Source organism: Pseudarthrobacter sp. J1738, from assembly GCF_050490315.1.
Taxonomy (GTDB): domain Bacteria; phylum Actinomycetota; class Actinomycetes; order Actinomycetales; family Micrococcaceae; genus JBNPEO01.
In genome coordinates this window covers 46,065-62,564 of record NZ_JBNPEO010000015.1, presented here as the reverse complement: position 1 = coordinate 62,564, position 16,500 = coordinate 46,065, and the positions used below count along the sequence as shown (strand labels likewise).

Annotated in this window: 21 protein-coding genes; 4 read left to right on the top strand and 17 right to left on the bottom strand. The window is 66.9% G+C overall.

The window, feature by feature from the left end; translation table 11 throughout:
- From ACQR35_RS14140 to ACQR35_RS14110, 7 genes are all read right to left on the bottom strand, one after another.
- Positions 1-1,198, bottom strand: a 1,198-nt coding sequence (locus ACQR35_RS14140) for a DUF4158 domain-containing protein (protein ID WP_430270394.1), incomplete at its 3' end; no start/stop codon positions are given.
- Positions 1,199-1,245: 47 nt separating this feature from the next.
- Complete coding sequence (locus ACQR35_RS14135) at positions 1,246-1,560, bottom strand: hypothetical protein (RefSeq protein ID WP_430270393.1); 315 nt, start codon at positions 1,558-1,560, stop codon at positions 1,246-1,248.
- Entirely contained in the window at positions 1,557-1,910 is a 354-nt protein-coding gene (locus ACQR35_RS14130) for an RES domain-containing protein (RefSeq protein ID WP_430268635.1), read from the bottom strand. Before ACQR35_RS14130 ends, ACQR35_RS14135 begins: the two co-directional genes overlap by 4 nt.
- Before the next feature lie 3 nt (positions 1,911-1,913).
- On the bottom strand, positions 1,914-2,306 hold the full coding sequence (locus tag ACQR35_RS14125; RefSeq protein ID WP_430268634.1) for a hypothetical protein: 393 nt from the start codon (positions 2,304-2,306) through the stop codon (positions 1,914-1,916).
- Between the two features lie 231 nt (positions 2,307-2,537).
- Entirely contained in the window at positions 2,538-3,734 is a 1,197-nt protein-coding gene (locus ACQR35_RS14120; protein WP_430270392.1) for an FAD-dependent oxidoreductase, read from the bottom strand.
- Positions 3,735-4,092: 358 nt separating this feature from the next.
- Complete coding sequence (locus ACQR35_RS14115; RefSeq protein ID WP_430268632.1) at positions 4,093-4,434, bottom strand: hypothetical protein; 342 nt, start codon at positions 4,432-4,434, stop codon at positions 4,093-4,095.
- A gap of 438 nt (positions 4,435-4,872) precedes the next feature.
- Positions 4,873-5,130: a metal-sensitive transcriptional regulator gene (locus ACQR35_RS14110; RefSeq protein ID WP_346958289.1), complete on the bottom strand. Its 258-nt coding sequence runs from the start codon at positions 5,128-5,130 to the stop codon at positions 4,873-4,875.
- A gap of 183 nt (positions 5,131-5,313) precedes the next feature.
- Here ACQR35_RS14110 and ACQR35_RS14105 point away from each other — a divergent pair, with 183 nt between their 5' ends.
- Positions 5,314-6,720, top strand: a complete 1,407-nt coding sequence (locus ACQR35_RS14105) for an MBL fold metallo-hydrolase (protein WP_430270391.1) — start codon at positions 5,314-5,316, stop codon at positions 6,718-6,720.
- A gap of 127 nt (positions 6,721-6,847) precedes the next feature.
- Here the strand turns inward: ACQR35_RS14105 and ACQR35_RS14100 are convergent, their stop codons facing one another.
- The 9 genes from ACQR35_RS14100 to ACQR35_RS14060 all read right to left on the bottom strand — a co-directional run bounded on the left by ACQR35_RS14100 (position 6,848) and on the right by ACQR35_RS14060 (position 13,248).
- Complete coding sequence (locus ACQR35_RS14100; RefSeq protein ID WP_430268630.1) at positions 6,848-7,084, bottom strand: hypothetical protein; 237 nt, start codon at positions 7,082-7,084, stop codon at positions 6,848-6,850.
- Positions 7,085-7,119: 35 nt separating this feature from the next.
- Complete coding sequence (locus ACQR35_RS14095) at positions 7,120-9,117, bottom strand: HAD-IC family P-type ATPase (protein WP_430270395.1); 1,998 nt, start codon at positions 9,115-9,117, stop codon at positions 7,120-7,122.
- A complete protein-coding gene (locus ACQR35_RS14090; RefSeq protein ID WP_430268629.1) occupies positions 9,002-9,616 on the bottom strand; it encodes a universal stress protein in 615 nt (204 codons plus the stop codon). Before ACQR35_RS14090 ends, ACQR35_RS14095 begins: the two co-directional genes overlap by 116 nt.
- 126 nt (positions 9,617-9,742) lie before the next feature.
- Positions 9,743-10,150: an STAS/SEC14 domain-containing protein gene (locus ACQR35_RS14085; RefSeq protein ID WP_430268628.1), complete on the bottom strand. Its 408-nt coding sequence runs from the start codon at positions 10,148-10,150 to the stop codon at positions 9,743-9,745.
- 551 nt (positions 10,151-10,701) lie between these two features.
- Complete coding sequence (locus ACQR35_RS14080; RefSeq protein ID WP_430270390.1) at positions 10,702-11,466, bottom strand: sulfite exporter TauE/SafE family protein; 765 nt, start codon at positions 11,464-11,466, stop codon at positions 10,702-10,704.
- Positions 11,463-12,071, bottom strand: coding sequence for a rhodanese-like domain-containing protein (locus ACQR35_RS14075; RefSeq protein ID WP_430268626.1), 609 nt, complete (start codon positions 12,069-12,071; stop codon positions 11,463-11,465). The genes ACQR35_RS14080 and ACQR35_RS14075 overlap by 4 nt, the downstream gene beginning before the upstream one ends.
- A gap of 155 nt (positions 12,072-12,226) precedes the next feature.
- On the bottom strand, positions 12,227-12,529 hold the full coding sequence (locus ACQR35_RS14070; protein ID WP_430270389.1) for a rhodanese-like domain-containing protein: 303 nt from the start codon (positions 12,527-12,529) through the stop codon (positions 12,227-12,229).
- A gap of 72 nt (positions 12,530-12,601) precedes the next feature.
- Entirely contained in the window at positions 12,602-12,931 is a 330-nt protein-coding gene (locus ACQR35_RS14065; protein ID WP_430268624.1) for a metal-sensitive transcriptional regulator, read from the bottom strand.
- 2 nt (positions 12,932-12,933) lie between these two features.
- Positions 12,934-13,248 (bottom strand): rhodanese-like domain-containing protein, encoded by a 315-nt coding sequence (locus ACQR35_RS14060; RefSeq protein WP_430270388.1) that lies wholly within the window; start codon positions 13,246-13,248, stop codon positions 12,934-12,936.
- 130 nt (positions 13,249-13,378) lie between these two features.
- Between ACQR35_RS14060 and trxA the strand changes: the two genes are divergently transcribed.
- The 3 genes from trxA (at position 13,379) to ACQR35_RS14045 (ending at position 15,979) form a co-directional block, all read left to right on the top strand.
- The gene (trxA, locus tag ACQR35_RS14055) at positions 13,379-13,744 is read left to right on the top strand and encodes a thioredoxin (RefSeq protein WP_430268622.1); all 366 of its coding nucleotides are present in this window, start codon (positions 13,379-13,381) and stop codon (positions 13,742-13,744) included.
- A gap of 400 nt (positions 13,745-14,144) precedes the next feature.
- Positions 14,145-15,452, top strand: a complete 1,308-nt coding sequence (locus tag ACQR35_RS14050) for an MFS transporter (protein WP_430268621.1) — start codon at positions 14,145-14,147, stop codon at positions 15,450-15,452.
- A complete protein-coding gene (locus ACQR35_RS14045; RefSeq protein WP_430268620.1) occupies positions 15,449-15,979 on the top strand; it encodes a hypothetical protein in 531 nt (176 codons plus the stop codon). Before ACQR35_RS14050 ends, ACQR35_RS14045 begins: the two co-directional genes overlap by 4 nt.
- A 36-nt stretch (positions 15,980-16,015) precedes the next feature.
- Here ACQR35_RS14045 and ACQR35_RS14040 read toward each other — a convergent pair whose 3' ends face one another.
- On the bottom strand, positions 16,016-16,324 hold the full coding sequence (locus tag ACQR35_RS14040; RefSeq protein ID WP_430270387.1) for a DsrE family protein: 309 nt from the start codon (positions 16,322-16,324) through the stop codon (positions 16,016-16,018).
- Between the last annotated feature and the right edge of the window lie 176 nt (positions 16,325-16,500).

Below are 16,500 nucleotides of genomic sequence, written 5' to 3'. Positions count from 1 at the left end.
ACCGTTCCAGCAACGCGATGGCATCCATGATGGGCCGGAACGCCGTGTTATGGCACCGGAACCGCAGCACGGACAGCAGCGCCGGTAACATCCGCCGGTAATGATTCGAGTACGAACCCCGCAACACGGTCCTCACCTTGCCCTGGAACACGCTCTCGTTGGCTTTTGCCTCCTGGACCAGTTGCCGCAGGGTTTTCTCACTCACCACCGGGAACACGGCCTCCCGGACCGTCTCATCCGGGCAGGCGACTGCCCTCTCGGCCAGTTTGAACAGCAAAGCCGTCTTGCCGCGCACCCTTTGCAGATCCTCGGTCAGTTCCTTCTCGACCTTCCTCACCGCGCCGGTATTGATCTTCAACACCAGCACGAGCAGCAAATCGACCAGGCTGTCAGCTATCTCTGCCGTCCGTTGATGACACAACGCCGCCAACAGCGTCAACCGCACCGGCGCCGGCGCGTCCTGGAAATCCGATGGATACATCCGTGCCGCCCGCGCCCGCCAGGCACTCACGACCTTCTCCGAAACCCCGGCAAACAAGCCAGCCGGTAAATCAAGAGCCTGGGCTGCTGAAAGCTTCTCCACCTCCGCCAGCAACGACTCCAAACCAGCCGGGCCCGGATCAGCCTTCAACACCGACAACAGGGAACCGGCTGCACCATCAGCGACCAAGGCCTTCAGCCCAGCCGCACCGTCCGGGCCTAGAACCTTGCCCACATGAGCACACAGGCGCTGCTCAAACAACGCCCGGCCAGCACCAACAATCCTGCCCGCACGTCCCGGCGGCTCAATCCGCTCCTGACGACACCGGGACAGCGAAGCCTCCACAAGCGCAGACTCTCGAACCTCAGACGGGCACACCCTCTCCGCCAACCACCCAGCCAGCCGGGCCTCATCAGCGGTCGTGAACTCACGGAAACCAAAATGGGACCGGATCTCGGCCCGGTGGTACTTGATTGAGCGCCCGCCCCAGTAGGGAGCCAGCGCATCGGGAGGAACAGAAATCTGCGCCGCAATATAGTCCACCGCTCCCAGTGGAAGGTCAGAAGGCCCACCCGGGAACCTGGCATGTTGCTGAAAAAACTTCAGCAACACAGCAAACCCTGCCCGAGTCGCTCCTGACTTCCGCGCCATCAACGCCACATCTTCATCAACCAGCGTCCACGAATCAAGAAGCTCGCTCGTCAGCTCAAGGCCCATACCAGAACTCAACCACACCTAGATTGCCCCTGAAGACACCTTCAGGACTACCGGGCCTTGTTGATTTCCCTGCTGTCGTGCTGCAGTGGTTCTTCGCCGATTACATCATGGATGTTCGGCGTGACCGCTGGATCACCGGGGCGCTCGAAGATGGCCCAGAGCTGGAGATCGTCACCGTGACGGGAGGCAAAAGTGACGCCGTCGAAGTCTGTCGTCTCGTAGAGCCAAGCCGCGACAGCCTGGGTCAGGCGCCGGGGCCGGGCGTCCTTCAGCGCCGCAGCGTCAAAGTCAGCCAGGCCCAGGCTTAGGGCCAGGCCGATGAAGTGTGGGTGCAGGGCCGCGAGGCTGCCGGAGGCGGTCACCGCGCAGTACCGCCCCGACAGTTCAGCGGACGCGGCGGCTCGCACTTCGAGCCACTCCCCGGGGCAATGGTGGGGTGCAGGACCTTATCCTCGTCATCCTCGACGATCTCGTCCAGTTCCATGCTCAGCCGTGCGTCCTTGCGGAAATGCGCCAGGACCTCCAACAGGCACGCCAGCAGGGAGGAGCCGGCGTAGATGGTGCGGAAGTTGCCGTGAAGGTCATCCCAGCGGCCCGGGAACCGTCCGTCGGTGGCCCATTCCCAGCCGCTCCAGGCCCAGGGCTCGGGGCGGAAGCCGACGCGCCAGACTCTGCCGGCGGCCTCGGCCGCGGTCAGTTGCGCAGAAACCACCGGTCAGCCTGCGGCCGCGAACGCCCGGGCGGCGGCCAGCACCTGCGGGCCGGCTTCGTCCAGCTGGCCTTCGCGGAGCAGACGCGCCGGCGGGACATCATCGAGCTGCGGGTTCATGCCCTGGAACCAGGCCTGCACCACCGCCCGGGAATCACGCTCCGCAAGCAGGGCCGCCACGTGGTAAGCGGTCCTCAACCGCTGCATCACCTCGGCGGACGGTTTCCGGTCCCCGTCGGCCCACAGCCGGACGGCCCGGGTTTCCTTCACGGACCCGATGTACGCGACCAGCTTCGCTCCCAGCAGGTCCCTCAGATCCCGGACCAGCACGTCGTCGGCCAGCCGGATGGAATCCTGGTGCGCCTTCAGCCCGCCGCGGGCGCCTGTCACTGCAGTCATAGTTCATGGTCCCACGAAAAGGCCCGTTGAATCAAGGTATAAAACACATCCTAGATCACACTCTAAATCACCGATATCCGTGATTACGTCAACCTGACGTGACGAAGATGCGATACCGCCGCTGAAGGGTTTTGTTCGGGCTCCGTTCTATCCCGCGGAAGCGGCGGGTCGACGCCGCCGCGGGTGTCCCGGTTCCCGCGCGTGGTGTTCAGCGCTGATGCCCCGGTAGGCTCAGGCGCGGCCCTTGAGGATCAGGTTCCAATACATGAACGGCAGCCCGTAGCGCTTGAGCAGCCACATGTCGCTGCGTTCCCTTGTGGTGTCGATAAAGGGGATGCTGGGGGCGGGCTGGAGGGTGTAGTCGAATTCGGCCAGCAGCATTTTTCCTCGTGCGGTGGTCAGCGGACATGAAGCGTATCCGCTGTACTGTGCCGATGGCTGTGATCCTTTCATGGCTGCCAGCAGGTTCTTCACCAGAACTGGCGCCTGTTTGCGGATTGCGGCGCCGGTCTTCGAATTCGGGGTCGACCCGGCGTCGCCCAGGGCGAAGATTTCCGGGTAGCGCTTGTGCTGCATGGTGTGCTTGTCAACGTCAACGTAGCCGGCGGGGTTGGCCGGATCTGCCAGCGGTGTGCGCTTGAGCCAGTCAGGGGCCGACTGCGGCGGCACGACATGGAGCAGGTCGTAGTGAAGTGATTCCTGGGTACCAGCCGCGTTGTCCGTGACCACTACCGTGCCTGCGGTGGGGTCCACTTCGGTCATTTCGCTGTTGAAGCGGACTTCGATGCCGTACTTGTCGACCACCCGTTCAAGTTCATCGGCGAAGACCTTGACTCCGAACATGCCCGGTGTCGGCAGAACCATGACCACCCGGATGTCGTCCAGCACCCCCTGCTTGCGCCAGTAGTCGGCTGCCAGATAGGCAATTTTCTGCGGGGCGCCTGCACACTTGATGGGACCGGAGGGCTGGGTGAATACGGCCGTCCCGGACTTCAGGTTGCGGATCATGTCCCAGGTCTTGGGCGCCAGGTCGTAGCGGTAATTGCTGGACACCGCCGGGGATTCCATGGCTTCGGCCATCCCGGGGATCTTGTCCCAGTCCAACTGGATTCCGGGACAAACCACCAGATAGTCGTAGGTGACGGAACCGCCGGAGGAGAGTGCGACACTGCGGCGCCCAGGGTCAATGTCCGCCGCGGCGTCCTTGATCCAGGCAACACCCTGGGGCATGACGGACGCCTGCGGACGGACCGTTTCCTCTTGGCTGGCGACTCCTCCGCCGACCAGGGTCCACAGCGGCTGGTAGTAGTGTTGCTCGCTCGGCTCGATCAGACCGACGTCGGTCCGCCCTGCATTCCGGAGCCGGGCGGCAACGCTCAGCCCCGCGTTGCCGCCGCCGATAATCAGGATCTCGTGGTGCATGGGCATTGGCGAGGCGCCTCTCTGGAAACCCGGCGTCGCTTCAGCACCGACGCCGGACATATCGGGTTGTGACCGGGCCGAGAAACCTGCGTAGCCGGCAGTGGGGGCGTCTTCGCCTCCACTAACGGGACCACGCCGTCCCGGTGTGGTCCCAACCTGTGACACTCACCACAATATACCCCCCCGGGGTATCGTGGCCATCCCCCGCAGTTTCCCGCACCACACCGGTTGCCAAGAGCCTTGGCCGACCTGCCGGCCCCGCCGGTCTTCACTGTCGACTACGACGCGTTCGCCCGGAAGTGCAAAGCCAGGACTTCGGGGCTTCACCCCACCTGTCAACCGATTTAGCTGCAGGGGCGGAGGCCTAGAAGCTGAGTACGGTGAAGCCTTCCTGGGCGTAGGCTTCGACCTCGGCCCCGGCGGCGATGAGCTCGACGGGGCGGGACGCGAATTCGTCGGCTAGGCCGAACTGTTCCACCTGGCCGGCGCAGGCCGTCGGCTTGACCCCGGAATCAATGAGATCCGCGAGGTGCTGGTCGGCCGCTCCGCTGCCGGCCAGCCGCACGCCGGGTCCGAAAAATAGGACGCGGACGTCCGCGCCGCGGTTCATTTTCAGGCGGCTCGCCATGAGAAGCCCGGGAAGTCCGCGGTCTGGGGAATCGGTCAGGATCATGAATGCGATCTTGGCGGGGCTGGTGGATGTCATGGTTCCTCCTTCAAAGGGGGCTGTTCTGCCGGGCGGCAGGCTGTTTTTCTCACTGTAACGCTGTCGGTGGAAGTGCACTGGCCTAACCGCTGGACTGCTTGCCGTCCCCGAAGGATCTGACTGTCAAGCCCTGCCTGGGAGTGGCGCACCCGTCGGCGACGGTCGGTGCTGCTGGAGAGGCGGGCCAGCCGGTGGGCGGTTCGACGGTTCCCTAGCGGCGTGAGGGTGTGGCTCCGGCCCCCGAAAAATTAGTTGCCCGGAGCCACATCCTAAAAGTCATACTAGAACCCCGCCTCTGCGTTTGGCCCGTATGACTTCATGATTTCTCCCCCAAGCGACTGGTGCCGTTAGCGACTTTCATGCCGGGCGCTATGAATCATTCCGAGGGTGTCACTGACCTGCCGCTGCGGCGGGGGCGACACGTAACTGTTGGCTGGCCTATGCGAGGGACAGGAAGAGTTTTTCCAGGTCCTTGGTATCCATACTGGAGTCCCCGCGGACCAGGCACTGTTCGAGGCCGCTGGAGATTATGGCGAAGCCCGCCCGGTCGAGCGCCTTGGACACGGCGGCGAGCTGGGTGACGATGTCTTTGCAGTCCCTGCCCTCTTCCAGCATGCGGGTGACGGCGGCGAGTTGCCCCTGGGCCCGCTTGAGCCGGTTGACAACGGGGGTAAGTTCCTTCGAATCAAGTTCCATATCAGGCTCCAAGCCGGTCGTTGGATTTATTGCCAACCCTATACCCCGGAGGGTATAACGGCTAGTGCTGACCAGCCGTGCTTTTAGTCTCAGCGCAGAGCTTGCAACATACCCCCGGGGGTATTATCGTTGTGTTAGACCAACGGAGGATCCCCCTCCCGGACGCCGACGAAAGAGAGCCCCATGCTTATCGAGCGCATCTATGACGAAGACCTCGCCCAGGCCAGCTATTTCATTGGCTGCCAGGCCAAGGGTGAGGCCCTGGTGGTCGATCCCCGCCGTGACATCGCCGTGTACAAGAACCTGGCCGCGGCCAACGGGATGACCATCGTCGCCGTGACCGAGACCCACATCCATGCGGACTTCCTCTCCGGCACCCGTGAGCTGGCGGCTGCTACCGGCGCTACCGCCTACGTCTCCGGTGAGGGCGGGGCGGACTGGCAGTACGGCTTCGAGGCCGAGCGCCTCAACGACGGCGACACCATCGCCCTGGGCAACATCACCGTCAAGGCCCTCCACACCCCCGGACACACCCCGGAGCACCTCTCCTTCCTCATCACCGACGGCGCGTTCGCCGACCGGCCCGGCTACCTGCTCTCGGGTGACTTCGTGTTCTCCGGCGACCTCGGCCGCCCGGACCTGCTGGATGAGGCCGCCGGCGGCGTCGACACCCGCTTCGAGGGCGCCAAGCAGCTCTTCGCCAGCCTCCGGGACAAGTTCCTGACCCTCCCGGACCACGTCCAGGTCCACCCGGGCCACGGCGCCGGCAGCGCCTGCGGCAAGGCCCTCGGCGCCATCCCGTCCTCCACCGTCGGCTACGAACGCCTCTACGCCTGGTGGGGCCCCTACCTGGCCGCGAACGACGAGCAGGGCTTCATCGACGAACTCCTCGACGGCCAGCCCGACGCCCACGCCTACTTCGCCCGGATGAAGCGCGAAAACCGCGAAGGGCCCGCCGTCATGGGCGAGCGTGCACCCCTGACCGAGCTGGCTACCGCCGACGTCGCCAAGGATCTGGCCGCGGACAAGGTCGTCTTCGTGGACACCCGCGCCAACGCCCAGGTCCACGAAGGCACCGTCACCGGCTCGGTCAACGTCCCGGCCGGCAAGTCCACCGCCAGCTTCGGCGCCTGGGTCGTCGACCCCGAAAAGGACAAGAACCCGCTGGTCCTGCTCGCCCCGAACCAGTCCGCCGCGCAGGAGATGTGGGACCACCTGGTCCGCGTCGGCATCGACAAGGTCGCCGGCTACGTCACCGGGCTCGAGGGCCTGCCTATCTCCGTCCCGAAGCTGATCCAGCCCGAGGAGCTCGACGGCTTCGACGCCGCCATGGTGTTGGACGTCCGTAACAAGACCGAGCATGCGGCCGGCCACATCCCCGGCTCCTACCAGCTCAGCGGCGGCCGCGTCATGTGGCACCTGGACGAACTCCCCGCCCAGGGAACCATCGTCTCCTACTGCCAGAGCGGAGTCCGGAACTCCGTCGCGGCCAGCGCCCTGCGCCGCGCCGGCTACGACGTCGTCGAACTCGACGGCAGCTACGCCGCCTGGGCAGCGCAGCAGCAGAAGACCGCCGTCAACGCCGGCTAACAACTGAAGAAGCGAAAAGGGCGGCGGCCCGGGGAAACCCGGGCCGCCGCCCCTTTGCCGTACAGGGGAGAATCGCCGGCGCCCCGCGGCCATAGCTGTGTCCGGGGACGGTGTGCGATGACTGCGTTCAGCCGGCCCCTCCGGTGTGCAGCCGGAGCTTCCGGAAGGCCGGGACCTTGAGGCGGTCGGCGACGAATCCGCCGGTGAGGGTTGCCGCTGCGATAAGCAACAGCAGGGCGCCTGGAACCGGTGCCATCAGGACCCCACAGAGTGCCAGTGCAGAGGCTCCGGCGGCGTCCAGCGCCGACGCGGTCAGCAACAGCGTGGAGGGCCGGTCCTTCCACGCCGGGAGCGCCGTGCGCACGACGTAGCTCGTGACCTGGCTGCTGAAGACCAGCGTCAGGAAGATAACGGTGCGGACTGGTCGATGCCGCCGCCGGGCCAAAGCTGCCCGGATGCCCAGAGCAGGGCCAGCGACGAGCCGAGCATCGGCACGGCGACCACGAGGGCGCCGGCGATGGTCCGGCCAACGTGCCACGTGTCGGGCCGTTGCGAGGAGCGGGCGTTGTCCGTGGTGAGCATCATGCTCACGACGTCGTTGGCCAGCAGCAGCAGCGCCATCAGCAGCGGTGTGAACACGAGCTGGCCGAAGGAGAACACCCCGGCGGTCAGCAACAACGGCACCTCCAGTTTTTTCACACTGACATTCAGTGCGTACGTCAGCGACCGTTGGTGGATCCTCCTGCTTTCCTCGACCAACCCCACAATGTCGTTCAGTCCCCCGCGGACCAGGACCACCCCGGCCGCGGACTTTGCCACATCGGTTGCGGTCTCCATGGCGATGCCCACCTCGGCCTGGCGCAGCGCCGGAGCGTCGTTGACGCCGTCCCCTGTCATGCCCACGACATGGCCCGCTTGCTGGAGCAGCTGAACGATCCGGTGCTTGTCCTGGGGAAGGACCTGGGCAATAACGGACGGTCCTCCTTCCCCGCCGGTCAACGCTGCGAGGTCGTCCGCCTGGACGACATCGCCGGTGAGCCCTACGTCCGCGGCAACGGCGGCGGCTGTGCCCGCGCTGTCCCCGGTGACCATGATGACCCGGATTCCGAGTCCGGTGAGGCGGGCCAGGAGGCCTGCGGCTTCGGGCCGTACCCGGTCGGCGAGGGCGATGAGCCCGAGCAGGCGCCAGGTCCCGTCGTTGACAGCGACGGCGAGCACGCGTGCGCCGCCGGCGGCCAGGGCCGCCAGGTCCGCTGGGGGCGCCGCTTCGGCCATGGCCGCGATGACGTGGGGGGCACCCTTGGCGACCCGGACGGTCCTGCCGTCCCTGGACACCGTTGCTTCGGAACGTTTGGTTGCGGGGTCGAACGGGGTGAAGCTCAGCCTGTCCCCCGCCCCGGCAGATTCACCGGCGGCCGCGAGGATCGCCAGGTCAAGGGGATCCTGCGTGGCGGCGTCGGAAGCGGCCGCCGCCCAACGCAGGAGCTCGTCCCGACTCACATCCCCGATGGGGGCGACGGCGGCGACCGCGAGCCTGTTTTCGGTCAGCGTGCCCGTCTTGTCGATGCACAGCACGCTCATCGACGCGGCGTCCTGCAGGGCCGTGAGCCGGGTCGTCAGGATTCCGAGCGAGGCCAGGTGCCTGGCGCCCAGGGCGCCGGCCAGGGCGAAGGCTGCGGGCATGGCTACCGGCACCGAGGCCAGCAGCAGTATCACCGCGTAGGAGATCACATCCGCGGTGGTGGACCCGGCGGCAGCCAGCCCGGCGGTGCCCGCCACGGCCAGGACCAGGTCCACGGCGATGAACACCCGCACGATCCGCAGCACCACGTGTTCGAGGTGGGCGGCGGGCGCGGAACTGCCCACCAGCTCGGCGGTTTTGCCGAAGTAGGTGGCGGCGCCGGTCGCGGTCACGGTGCCGCTGGCCTCCCCACGCATCACGGTGGCACCGGAGTAGACGGTGGACTCCGGCCCCCGGGCAACCGGCATCGACTCCCCGGTGAGTGTGGACTGGTCCACCATCACGGTGCCGTCGTGGACGACGACGTCGGCGGGCACGAAATCGCCGACCCGGAGGTGGATAGCATCCCCGGGAACCAGGCGCGACGCCGGGATCATGGTCCATGCCCCGTCCCGTAACGCCCGGGCATTGATCTCCAGCCGGGTGCGCAGCAGATCGACGGCAGCCTCCGCGCGGCGCTCCTGGATAATGCCCAGCGCCGTGTTCAGGCTCAGGACCGCCAGGATGATGAGCGCGTCCAGCCATTTGCCCAGCACAGACTCAAGAACAATGGTCGCCTCCAGCATCCAAGGTACCGGCGCCCAAAGTTTCCGCAGCAGCCGTGCCGGGAGTCCCGTGTGCTTCAGTGGAACGGCGTTGGGGCCAACGGTCTCCAGCAGCCGGGTCGCCTCCGCGGTAGAGAGCCCCTCGGGGCCGGCCGCGCCCTTCTTGCCCTTGAACCGGACCGGCGCCCGAACGCACGACCAGGACCGGACAGCTTGCCTTATGTACGGCGTGGCTTGAAACAGAGCCCAGCAACATGCCGGCGAAACCTCCGTGTCCACGCGATCCGACCACAAGGAGACCGGCGCCGGCGGCGGCCCGGAGCAGCACATCTGCAGGATGCCCTTCGGTCACTTCGCCGGTGACGTGGACCCCGGCCGCGGAAGCTTCCTTTACCGCGGCGTCGTGGATCGTCCGGGCGGTCTCGCCGAAAGCCTCGCGGTCTTCTTCACGTCCTGCGGCATCGCCGATCACGGGGTAGTGCCACGCCGTGAGGATGTGAACCTGGCCGGCCCTGAGCCGGGCCTCATCCAGGGCCCAGTCGAGCGCTTTCATCGAAGAATCCGACCCGTCCACCCCGACCACAATTCGAAACGTTTCTGCGGCTGCCATCGCGCCTCCGTACCTGCGGTTTCCGGGCGCGGCCTCGTGCCCGGGGTTCCACAATCCTTGAGGCCCCCGGGGTAATCAAGGGTCCTTGTACCGTGAAGAGCACTCACAGGGCAGTGCACAGGGCGGCTACGCGTTGCGCAATCCCGGCTCCTGCTCCGCGGAAACCGCCGGGAGCGGGAAGCCCTCCAGCCAGGCTAGGGCCTCCTTGCGTGAGGTGAAATACGCATGCGGGCAAAAGCCGTGGCGGCCCAATGCCGCCGCCACAACGGTGTCCACCACACTGGACCCCAGCAGGGCCACCGCGGACACGGCCTCCGCACGTTCGTAGGCGCCCCTCGCCCCGGCGCCCATGGTCACACCGGCGATGGTGACCAGCAGCGGCAACGCCCTGCCACCGCCGAGGGCCTGCATCGCTTCAATGGACGCGGCCGCGTCCCCGGCGTCGATATGCGACCCTGGCGTCCAAGCCAGATGAAAGCGGGATCCGTAAAATCGGAGCCGCCCTTTTCCGCCTGCAATCACGATCTCTTTCATACATCCCCCAGGCTCCAAAGGTAGTCCCGCTGCCAACGCGAACGGAACCGTTTTCGTACGTTGTTTTGACGCCGGCGGTCCCCTTTGTGGGGAGCGCTGCCTGAACGCCCACCTCAGTGGCGACGACGGGGCCGGCGCGGCGCCCCTGCACAACTGCGGTCTCTCGACGGGCGCAGGCACCCGGGACGGTCACCATGGTGAAATGGCTATACCCCCGGGGGTATACTGGTGGAATAAGACTACCTATCTGAAGGAGCCAGCAGATGTGCCGTGCGGTGACGTGCAAGAAATGCCAGAAGACGACATGGGCCGGGTGTGGCCAGCATGTTGACCAGGTCATGCGCGGGGTTCCCAGTTCCCAGCGCTGCCAGGGCCACGAGCAGGAGAGTTCAGCCGGTAAGGGCTTTTTCGCGAAGCTCTTTGGACGCTAAGCACCTTTGGGCCTGAGGCTCTCCGAAGACCCGGAAGAACTGCGTTGAGAAGACGCCGACAACGAAAAGCGCCGGAGGCATCTGCCTCCGGCGCTTTTCGCATCCCGGTGATGCGCTCCCTCAGGAGAGCAATGCCTGCCCGCCCACGTAGGCGGCGACGGCCAGGACCAGGACACCGAAGCTGCGCTTGAGGATCTTGTCCGGGATTCTGGTGCCGAGCCGGCCCGCGATCAGGGAGGCAACCATCGCTGCCCCCGCGAAGGCTGCGGTGACGGCCCAGTCGATCTGCAGGTCACCAAGGTGGGCGGCGAAACCGGCGATCGAGTTGATCACGATGATCACCAGTGAGGTACCGACGGTCACCGCCATCGGCAGGCCCAGGACAAGAGTCAGGGCCGGGACGATGAGGAAGCCGCCGCCGACGCCGAGCAGGCCGGTCAGGAAGCCCACGACGGCACCGGTGGCGATCGCCTTGGGCAGGCAGCTGCGCCAGTGGACTCCCCCGCCGGGAAGGGCGCAGGACCCGCCGGCAGTTTTGGTGGGGAGCATCATGCGGATCCCGGCTATGACCATGATGGCGGCGAAGGCCAGCAGCAGCGCCTTCGGGTCGAGCAGCCGGTTCACATACGCGCCGAGGTAGGCGGTCGCGGTGCCGGCAGCGCCGATGATGATAGCCAGGCGCCAGTTCACCCCGCCGCGCAGCCGCGGCAGGACCGCGACGGCGGACGAGGCTCCAACGACGACGAGCGAGGTCGGGATCGCCGCAGCCAGCGGGAGCCCGACGCCGTAGACCAGAGCGGGGACGGCGAGAATGGACCCGCCGCCGCCGACCAGGCCCAGCAGGCCGCCGACGATCAGCCCGAACGCCGCCGCGGTGATGATCATGCCTTCGAGCCCAGGTTCTGCAGCGCCTGGTGGGCGGTGGGCTCGTTCGCGGACCGGTTCCACGGCATCTTGGAGAGCATCTGGCCCATTGCGCAGCTGTTGGTCGCTGCGGAGAAGGTCAGGCCCGCGCCGATCCCGCCGGCCAGCAGGCCAAGCTTGGGCGAGAGCAGCTTGCTGCCCACGACACCGGCGAGCACCAGTGAACCGGCCGTCATCCGGACCTGGCGTTCCAGGGCCCAGGTGTTCTTACCCTTGACGACGTTGCCGCCGGCCGCGGCGTAGGCGGGAACCCCGCCGGCCAGCACGCTGGCGCTGCCCAGGCCGACGGCGTCGAGGTGCTTGCGGGCCTGTTCGGCGCGGTTCCCGGACTGGCAGACCAGCACCACGCGGGTGCCCATCTTGGCGGCGAATTCCTCGGCATGCTCACTCAGCAGGGGCAACGGCACGTGGTACGAGCCCTTGATGTGCATCGAATCAAACTCGGCACCGCCGCGGACGTCAATCACCATCAGGTCATCGTGGTTGTCCTCCCAGGATTTCAAAGTGGCGGCGTCAATGGACTGGGGCGCGGACTGGACCGAAGTGGTCTTGTTTGAGGAAGTCATAATCTCTTTCGGTATAGCTTGGGCAGTTCTGGGGGCACCCCTGCGGATGCGGGGGCCGCCGTCCACCTTCCTGGGCCCGCGCGCGCGCGGTCAGGGCAGGTGGAAGCCCGGGCGGCGCACTGGGGGGAGGCGCCGCCCGGGCAGTCTTAGGGGTTCTAGCCGGCGGGCAGCCCTTTGGCGGACCAGTCGAGCATGCCGCCGGTCATCGTGTAGGCGGTGAACCCGGCCGCGGCCAGCTGGTCAGCAGCGGCGGCGCTGCGGCGGCCGCTGCGGCAGACGGCGATGACGGGACGGGCCTTGTCCAGTTCGCCCATCCGGGCAGGCAGGTCGCCGAGCGGGATGTGCCGGGCGCCGGCAATCATCCCGGCGGCGACCTCGTCGGCTTCGCGGACGTCCACGACCTGCGCGTCGGTGCCGTTCTGGAGGTGTGCGTTGAGTTCGGTGGGGGTGATGTCCATGGGGTGAGCCTTTCGGGGAACGTGGGGTCGACGGTGTGGCAGGGGAACGTCCGGAAGTAGTACCGGGGCGGTTCAGGTCAGGCGTAGGAAGAGGGCCCGGATTTCCTGAAGACTTGGCTGTCGGCCCGGTGCGTTGCCTCGGCCTTCACCCTCGGCGGGGATGGCGGCCGGGACCGTCAGGCAGTCCCGCATGGCAGCGGAGATCAGTTCGAAGCCGGCTTTGTCCAGGGCTCCGCGGACCGCCGCGAGCTGCGTTACGGCGTTCCGGCAGTCAGCGCCGGACTCTACGGCGTCGATCAACGCATTCAGCTGTCCCCTGGCCCGCTTGAGCCGATTGACCGTCCGCCGGTTCCCGGCCCCCGCCGGGGACTCGGGCGGGCGCGGGGTGAGTGTGGAGGACATGCTCAGTTGCCGTTCGCCCGATAGGTGACCGGGTGGCCGTTGCGGTACCACTCGGTGATGCCGCCCATGACGTTGACCGCATCGTATCCTTCGGCGACCAGGTGTGCCGTGGTCCGGGAACTGCGTCCCCCGGACGCGCACATGACGTAGACGGTCTTACCCGCGGGGACATCGCCCATGGACTGCTGGAACCGGGACAGCGGGACGTTTCTGGTCCCCGGGACCGATGCCTCCGCGTATTCGTCCTCTTCCCGGACATCAATGATGGAAACCCCGGGTCCGAGTGCAGCCAGATCGTCCACTGAAATGCTCTTCATGCTCGTGTTCCTCTCATCAGGTCCGGACGCCCGGCGGGTCATCGCTCCTTCAATAATGATACCCCCAGGGGTATTTACGCAAGTTCACAGACCACTTGCAGAAATACCCCCGGGGGTATAAATTGCTGCTATGGCAACCATCGACATCTCTGAAAAAACCTTCAATGACACCATCACCGGCAACGACATCGTGCTGGTTGATTTCTGGGCAGCCTGGTGCGGCCCCTGCCGCATGTTCGCCCCGACGTTCAGCAAGGCCTCGGAATCCCACCCGGAAATCGTTTTCGCAAAAGTGGACACCGAGGCCGAGCCGGCACTTTCCGCTGCCGCCCGCATTACCTCCATCCCCACCCTGATGGCTTTCCGCGAGGGAATCCTGGTCTTCTCCCAGCCCGGCGCCATGAACGCCAGCGGCCTGGACCAACTCATCACCGGCATCAAGGAACTCGACATGGGCGAAATCCGGGCCAAGATGGCTGAAGCGCCGGTCTCCTAACCGTCCGCCGCCGGAGTCCCCGCCGGCCTCTTCGTCGGCCTGCCGCCACGCTGTTCAACGCCCGGCGGCAGGGGCATCAACGTCCTCCCCGCCGAAACGGGCAGGACGTTGGTGCCTGCCCTGCTTCTACTTACAGGTGCAGCGCTGCTCGGCGGGAACGTTGGCCATAACGGCGTCCACATGCTCGCCGCAACCGGACCAGGTCGTTTTTCCGCACTTAGCGCACTTCACGGGACTGCACATTTTGGCTCCTTAGAGTAGTTGACTGAATCTCAGACGATACCCATGGGGGTATTGTTTGCCAAGCCCCGGTGCTGTCGGAGTGGTACCCGGATTTCGGACGTACCTTGAAGGAAGCGCCCGGGACCGGGTTGCGGACGCGCACCACGAAGGATCATTCATGCAGAAAGAAGACACGCTGTCCGGCGCAGCGCCCGGGGGCGCCGCAGCACCGGACGCCCTTGGCCGCAGGGGGAATCCGCACGCGCGCCTGCAGCGCCGCGTCGTCCGGATCCTTGTCGGCGGCCAGATTCTCGGCGGAATCGGGATGGGGGCAACCCTGTCCCTGGGCTCGCTTTTGGCCGCCCAGCTCTCGGGATCCAATGCCTGGTCCGGTATGGCCGCGACAATGAGCACCCTCGGTGCGGCCCTGGCCGCGGTCCCCCTGGCCAGGCTGGCACAACGCCGCGGCCGCCGCATCTCGCTGTCCACCGGTGCGCTGATAGCCGGAGCCGGCGCCGTAACAGCCATCGCCTCCGCTGCCCTTGGCATTTTTCCGCTGCTTTTGTCGGGCCTGATGCTGCTGGGAGCGGGTTCGGCCGTGAACCTGCAGGCCCGCTTCGCCGCGACCGACCTTTCCCGGCCCGGGTCCCGCGGCCGCGACCTCTCGATCGTGGTGTGGTCCACGACGATCGGCGCCGTCCTGGGCCCGAACCTGTTCGGTCCCGGGGAATCCGTCGGCGCCGCCCTCGGTCTGCCGCCGCTGACAGGTGCTTTCGCCTTTTCCGTCGCCGCCCAGCTCGCGGCAGCCGCCGTCTACGCTGCCGGACTGCAACCGGACCCGCTCCTGACCGCAACAGCCTCCCGGGTGCATGACGCTGCCGCGCCCCGCCCGCAGGGTGGTCTGAGAATCCTGCGCAGCAACCCCCGCGCCCGGTATGCCGTGGCGGCGGTCGCCCTCAGCCACGCCACGATGGTGGCGCTGATGTCCATGACCCCCGTCCACCTGCGTGACCACGGAGCCAGCCTGACTGTCGTTGGGCTGACGATAAGCCTGCACATTGCCGGCATGTACGCCCTCTCCCCCGTCTTCGGGTGGATGTCGGACAAGGCGGGACGGCTGCCCACCATCCTTACCGGCCAGGCCATGCTGGTGGCCTCACTGGTACTGGCGGGAGTAGCCGCGGATACCCGTGCGGCCGTGACGGCAAGCCTGATCCTCCTGGGCCTTGGCTGGTCGGCCTCGGTGGTCGCAGGCTCCGCCCTGGTCGCTGAGTCCGCACAGCCCCAGGACCGGCCTGCCCTTCAGGGCGTGTCGGACCTGAGCATGAATGCCTCCGGCGCCATCGGCGGCGCATTGGCCGGCCCGGTACTGGCCGCCACCGGGTATTCGGGGCTGGGGTTCGCCTCCCTGGCCCTCGTCGCCGTCGTCATTATCTGGACCGCTTTGCAACCACGCCACACCACCCGGGAATCGGAGCAGCCATGACAGTCAACAACCGGAACGCCGAAGGATTACGCGCAGACAGCCCCGGGGCGCCGGCGGCCAGGGCAGGCTGGCTCCCGTTGCCCGCCATACTCCTCAAATGGTCCCGGAAACGGGTGGTCACAGCCGTCGTCGTTGCGGCAGCCTCCGCCGCCTTCCTCCTGGCCGCAACCGGCATCGCGGCCGACCCGGCAGCGGGCTGGACAGGCTACGTATCGGTGGCCGCCGCGGCGATCCTCGCCGGCCTGCTGGCCGGCAGCTACGTGGACGCACCCATCGGCGCGGCCGCCACATTCTGCGATCTGCGGTGGCCCGTCGCGGGCCTCTTCGGCACGATCTGGGCGAATTCACCCCGGGAAGCCCAGCCCCCGGTCCAGATCGCCGTCGGCATCCTGGCCCTGGCCGTGATGGCCTGGGCCCTGCATGCACGCCTTCAACTCGAGCACCGGGCCACGCTGGCCCAGGGCGCAGAGAATGCCGAACTCGAGGTCTGCACAGATTGCCGCCCGCTGTTTCCGGCCAAACCCTAGCCGCCGCTGAACTGCAACCGCCGGGGCCGACGCCGCTCAGAGCCGGACGTAGGCCCACCCCTGCCATTGGCGACGTGCAAGGTGGGCGATGGCGGCAGGGACGACACTGACGCCGGGAAGAAGCTCTTCCGCTTCGATGCCCGCGGACCTCAGGCTGTTGCCGCAAGCCAGGACCCGGATCCCGGCTGCTATGGCCTCGGTGACCGCCCCGCCCGACTCTGAGCCGGCCCCAAGCAGGGCAACTCCCGGTCCCTGAATAACGGCCTCAACCGGGACTTCCGCACCAAGGGCTTCGACGGCATTCCGGCTGCTCCGCAGCACGCCTTCCAGCGACCCGCTCTGCATCGGCCCGGCCCCGTGAACCACGAGTCCGTACCGGCGCTCCCCCGCCGGCAGCTCAGAAGCCGGGCCGGCGTGCCCGACGCTCCCCTGGTCGGGGCTCCGGGGCGAATAGGCTGCTGTCTCGGACATGCACTTCTCCTTCAGCTCGGTAGGTCCGCCCGCAGGTCCGGACCTACCGT

Excerpts from the sequence above, each read along its gene's own strand:
- ACQR35_RS14105 (WP_430270391.1), top strand. The coding sequence starts at position 5,314 with ATGCTTATCGAGCGCATCTATGACGAAGACCTCGCCCAGGCCAGCTAT.
- ACQR35_RS14065 (WP_430268624.1), bottom strand. The coding sequence starts at position 12,931 with ATGTCCTCCACACTCACCCCGCGCCCGCCCGAGTCCCCGGCGGGGGCC.
- ACQR35_RS14070 (WP_430270389.1), bottom strand. The coding sequence starts at position 12,529 with ATGGACATCACCCCCACCGAACTCAACGCACACCTCCAGAACGGCACC.
- ACQR35_RS14050 (WP_430268621.1), top strand. The coding sequence starts at position 14,145 with ATGCAGAAAGAAGACACGCTGTCCGGCGCAGCGCCCGGGGGCGCCGCA.
- ACQR35_RS14040 (WP_430270387.1), bottom strand. The coding sequence starts at position 16,324 with ATGCAGAGCGGGTCGCTGGAAGGCGTGCTGCGGAGCAGCCGGAATGCC.
- ACQR35_RS14085 (WP_430268628.1), bottom strand. The coding sequence starts at position 10,150 with ATGAAAGAGATCGTGATTGCAGGCGGAAAAGGGCGGCTCCGATTTTAC.
- ACQR35_RS14075 (WP_430268626.1), bottom strand. The coding sequence starts at position 12,071 with ATGACTTCCTCAAACAAGACCACTTCGGTCCAGTCCGCGCCCCAGTCC.
- ACQR35_RS14110 (WP_346958289.1), bottom strand. The coding sequence starts at position 5,130 with ATGGAACTTGATTCGAAGGAACTTACCCCCGTTGTCAACCGGCTCAAG.
- ACQR35_RS14090 (WP_430268629.1), bottom strand. The coding sequence starts at position 9,616 with ATGGCAGCCGCAGAAACGTTTCGAATTGTGGTCGGGGTGGACGGGTCG.
- ACQR35_RS14115 (WP_430268632.1), bottom strand. The coding sequence starts at position 4,434 with ATGACATCCACCAGCCCCGCCAAGATCGCATTCATGATCCTGACCGAT.
- ACQR35_RS14060 (WP_430270388.1), bottom strand. The coding sequence starts at position 13,248 with ATGAAGAGCATTTCAGTGGACGATCTGGCTGCACTCGGACCCGGGGTT.
- ACQR35_RS14080 (WP_430270390.1), bottom strand. The coding sequence starts at position 11,466 with ATGATCATCACCGCGGCGGCGTTCGGGCTGATCGTCGGCGGCCTGCTG.
- ACQR35_RS14045 (WP_430268620.1), top strand. The coding sequence starts at position 15,449 with ATGACAGTCAACAACCGGAACGCCGAAGGATTACGCGCAGACAGCCCC.
- ACQR35_RS14120 (WP_430270392.1), bottom strand. The coding sequence starts at position 3,734 with ATGCCCATGCACCACGAGATCCTGATTATCGGCGGCGGCAACGCGGGG.
- ACQR35_RS14125 (WP_430268634.1), bottom strand. The coding sequence starts at position 2,306 with ATGACTGCAGTGACAGGCGCCCGCGGCGGGCTGAAGGCGCACCAGGAT.
- trxA (WP_430268622.1), top strand. The coding sequence starts at position 13,379 with ATGGCAACCATCGACATCTCTGAAAAAACCTTCAATGACACCATCACC.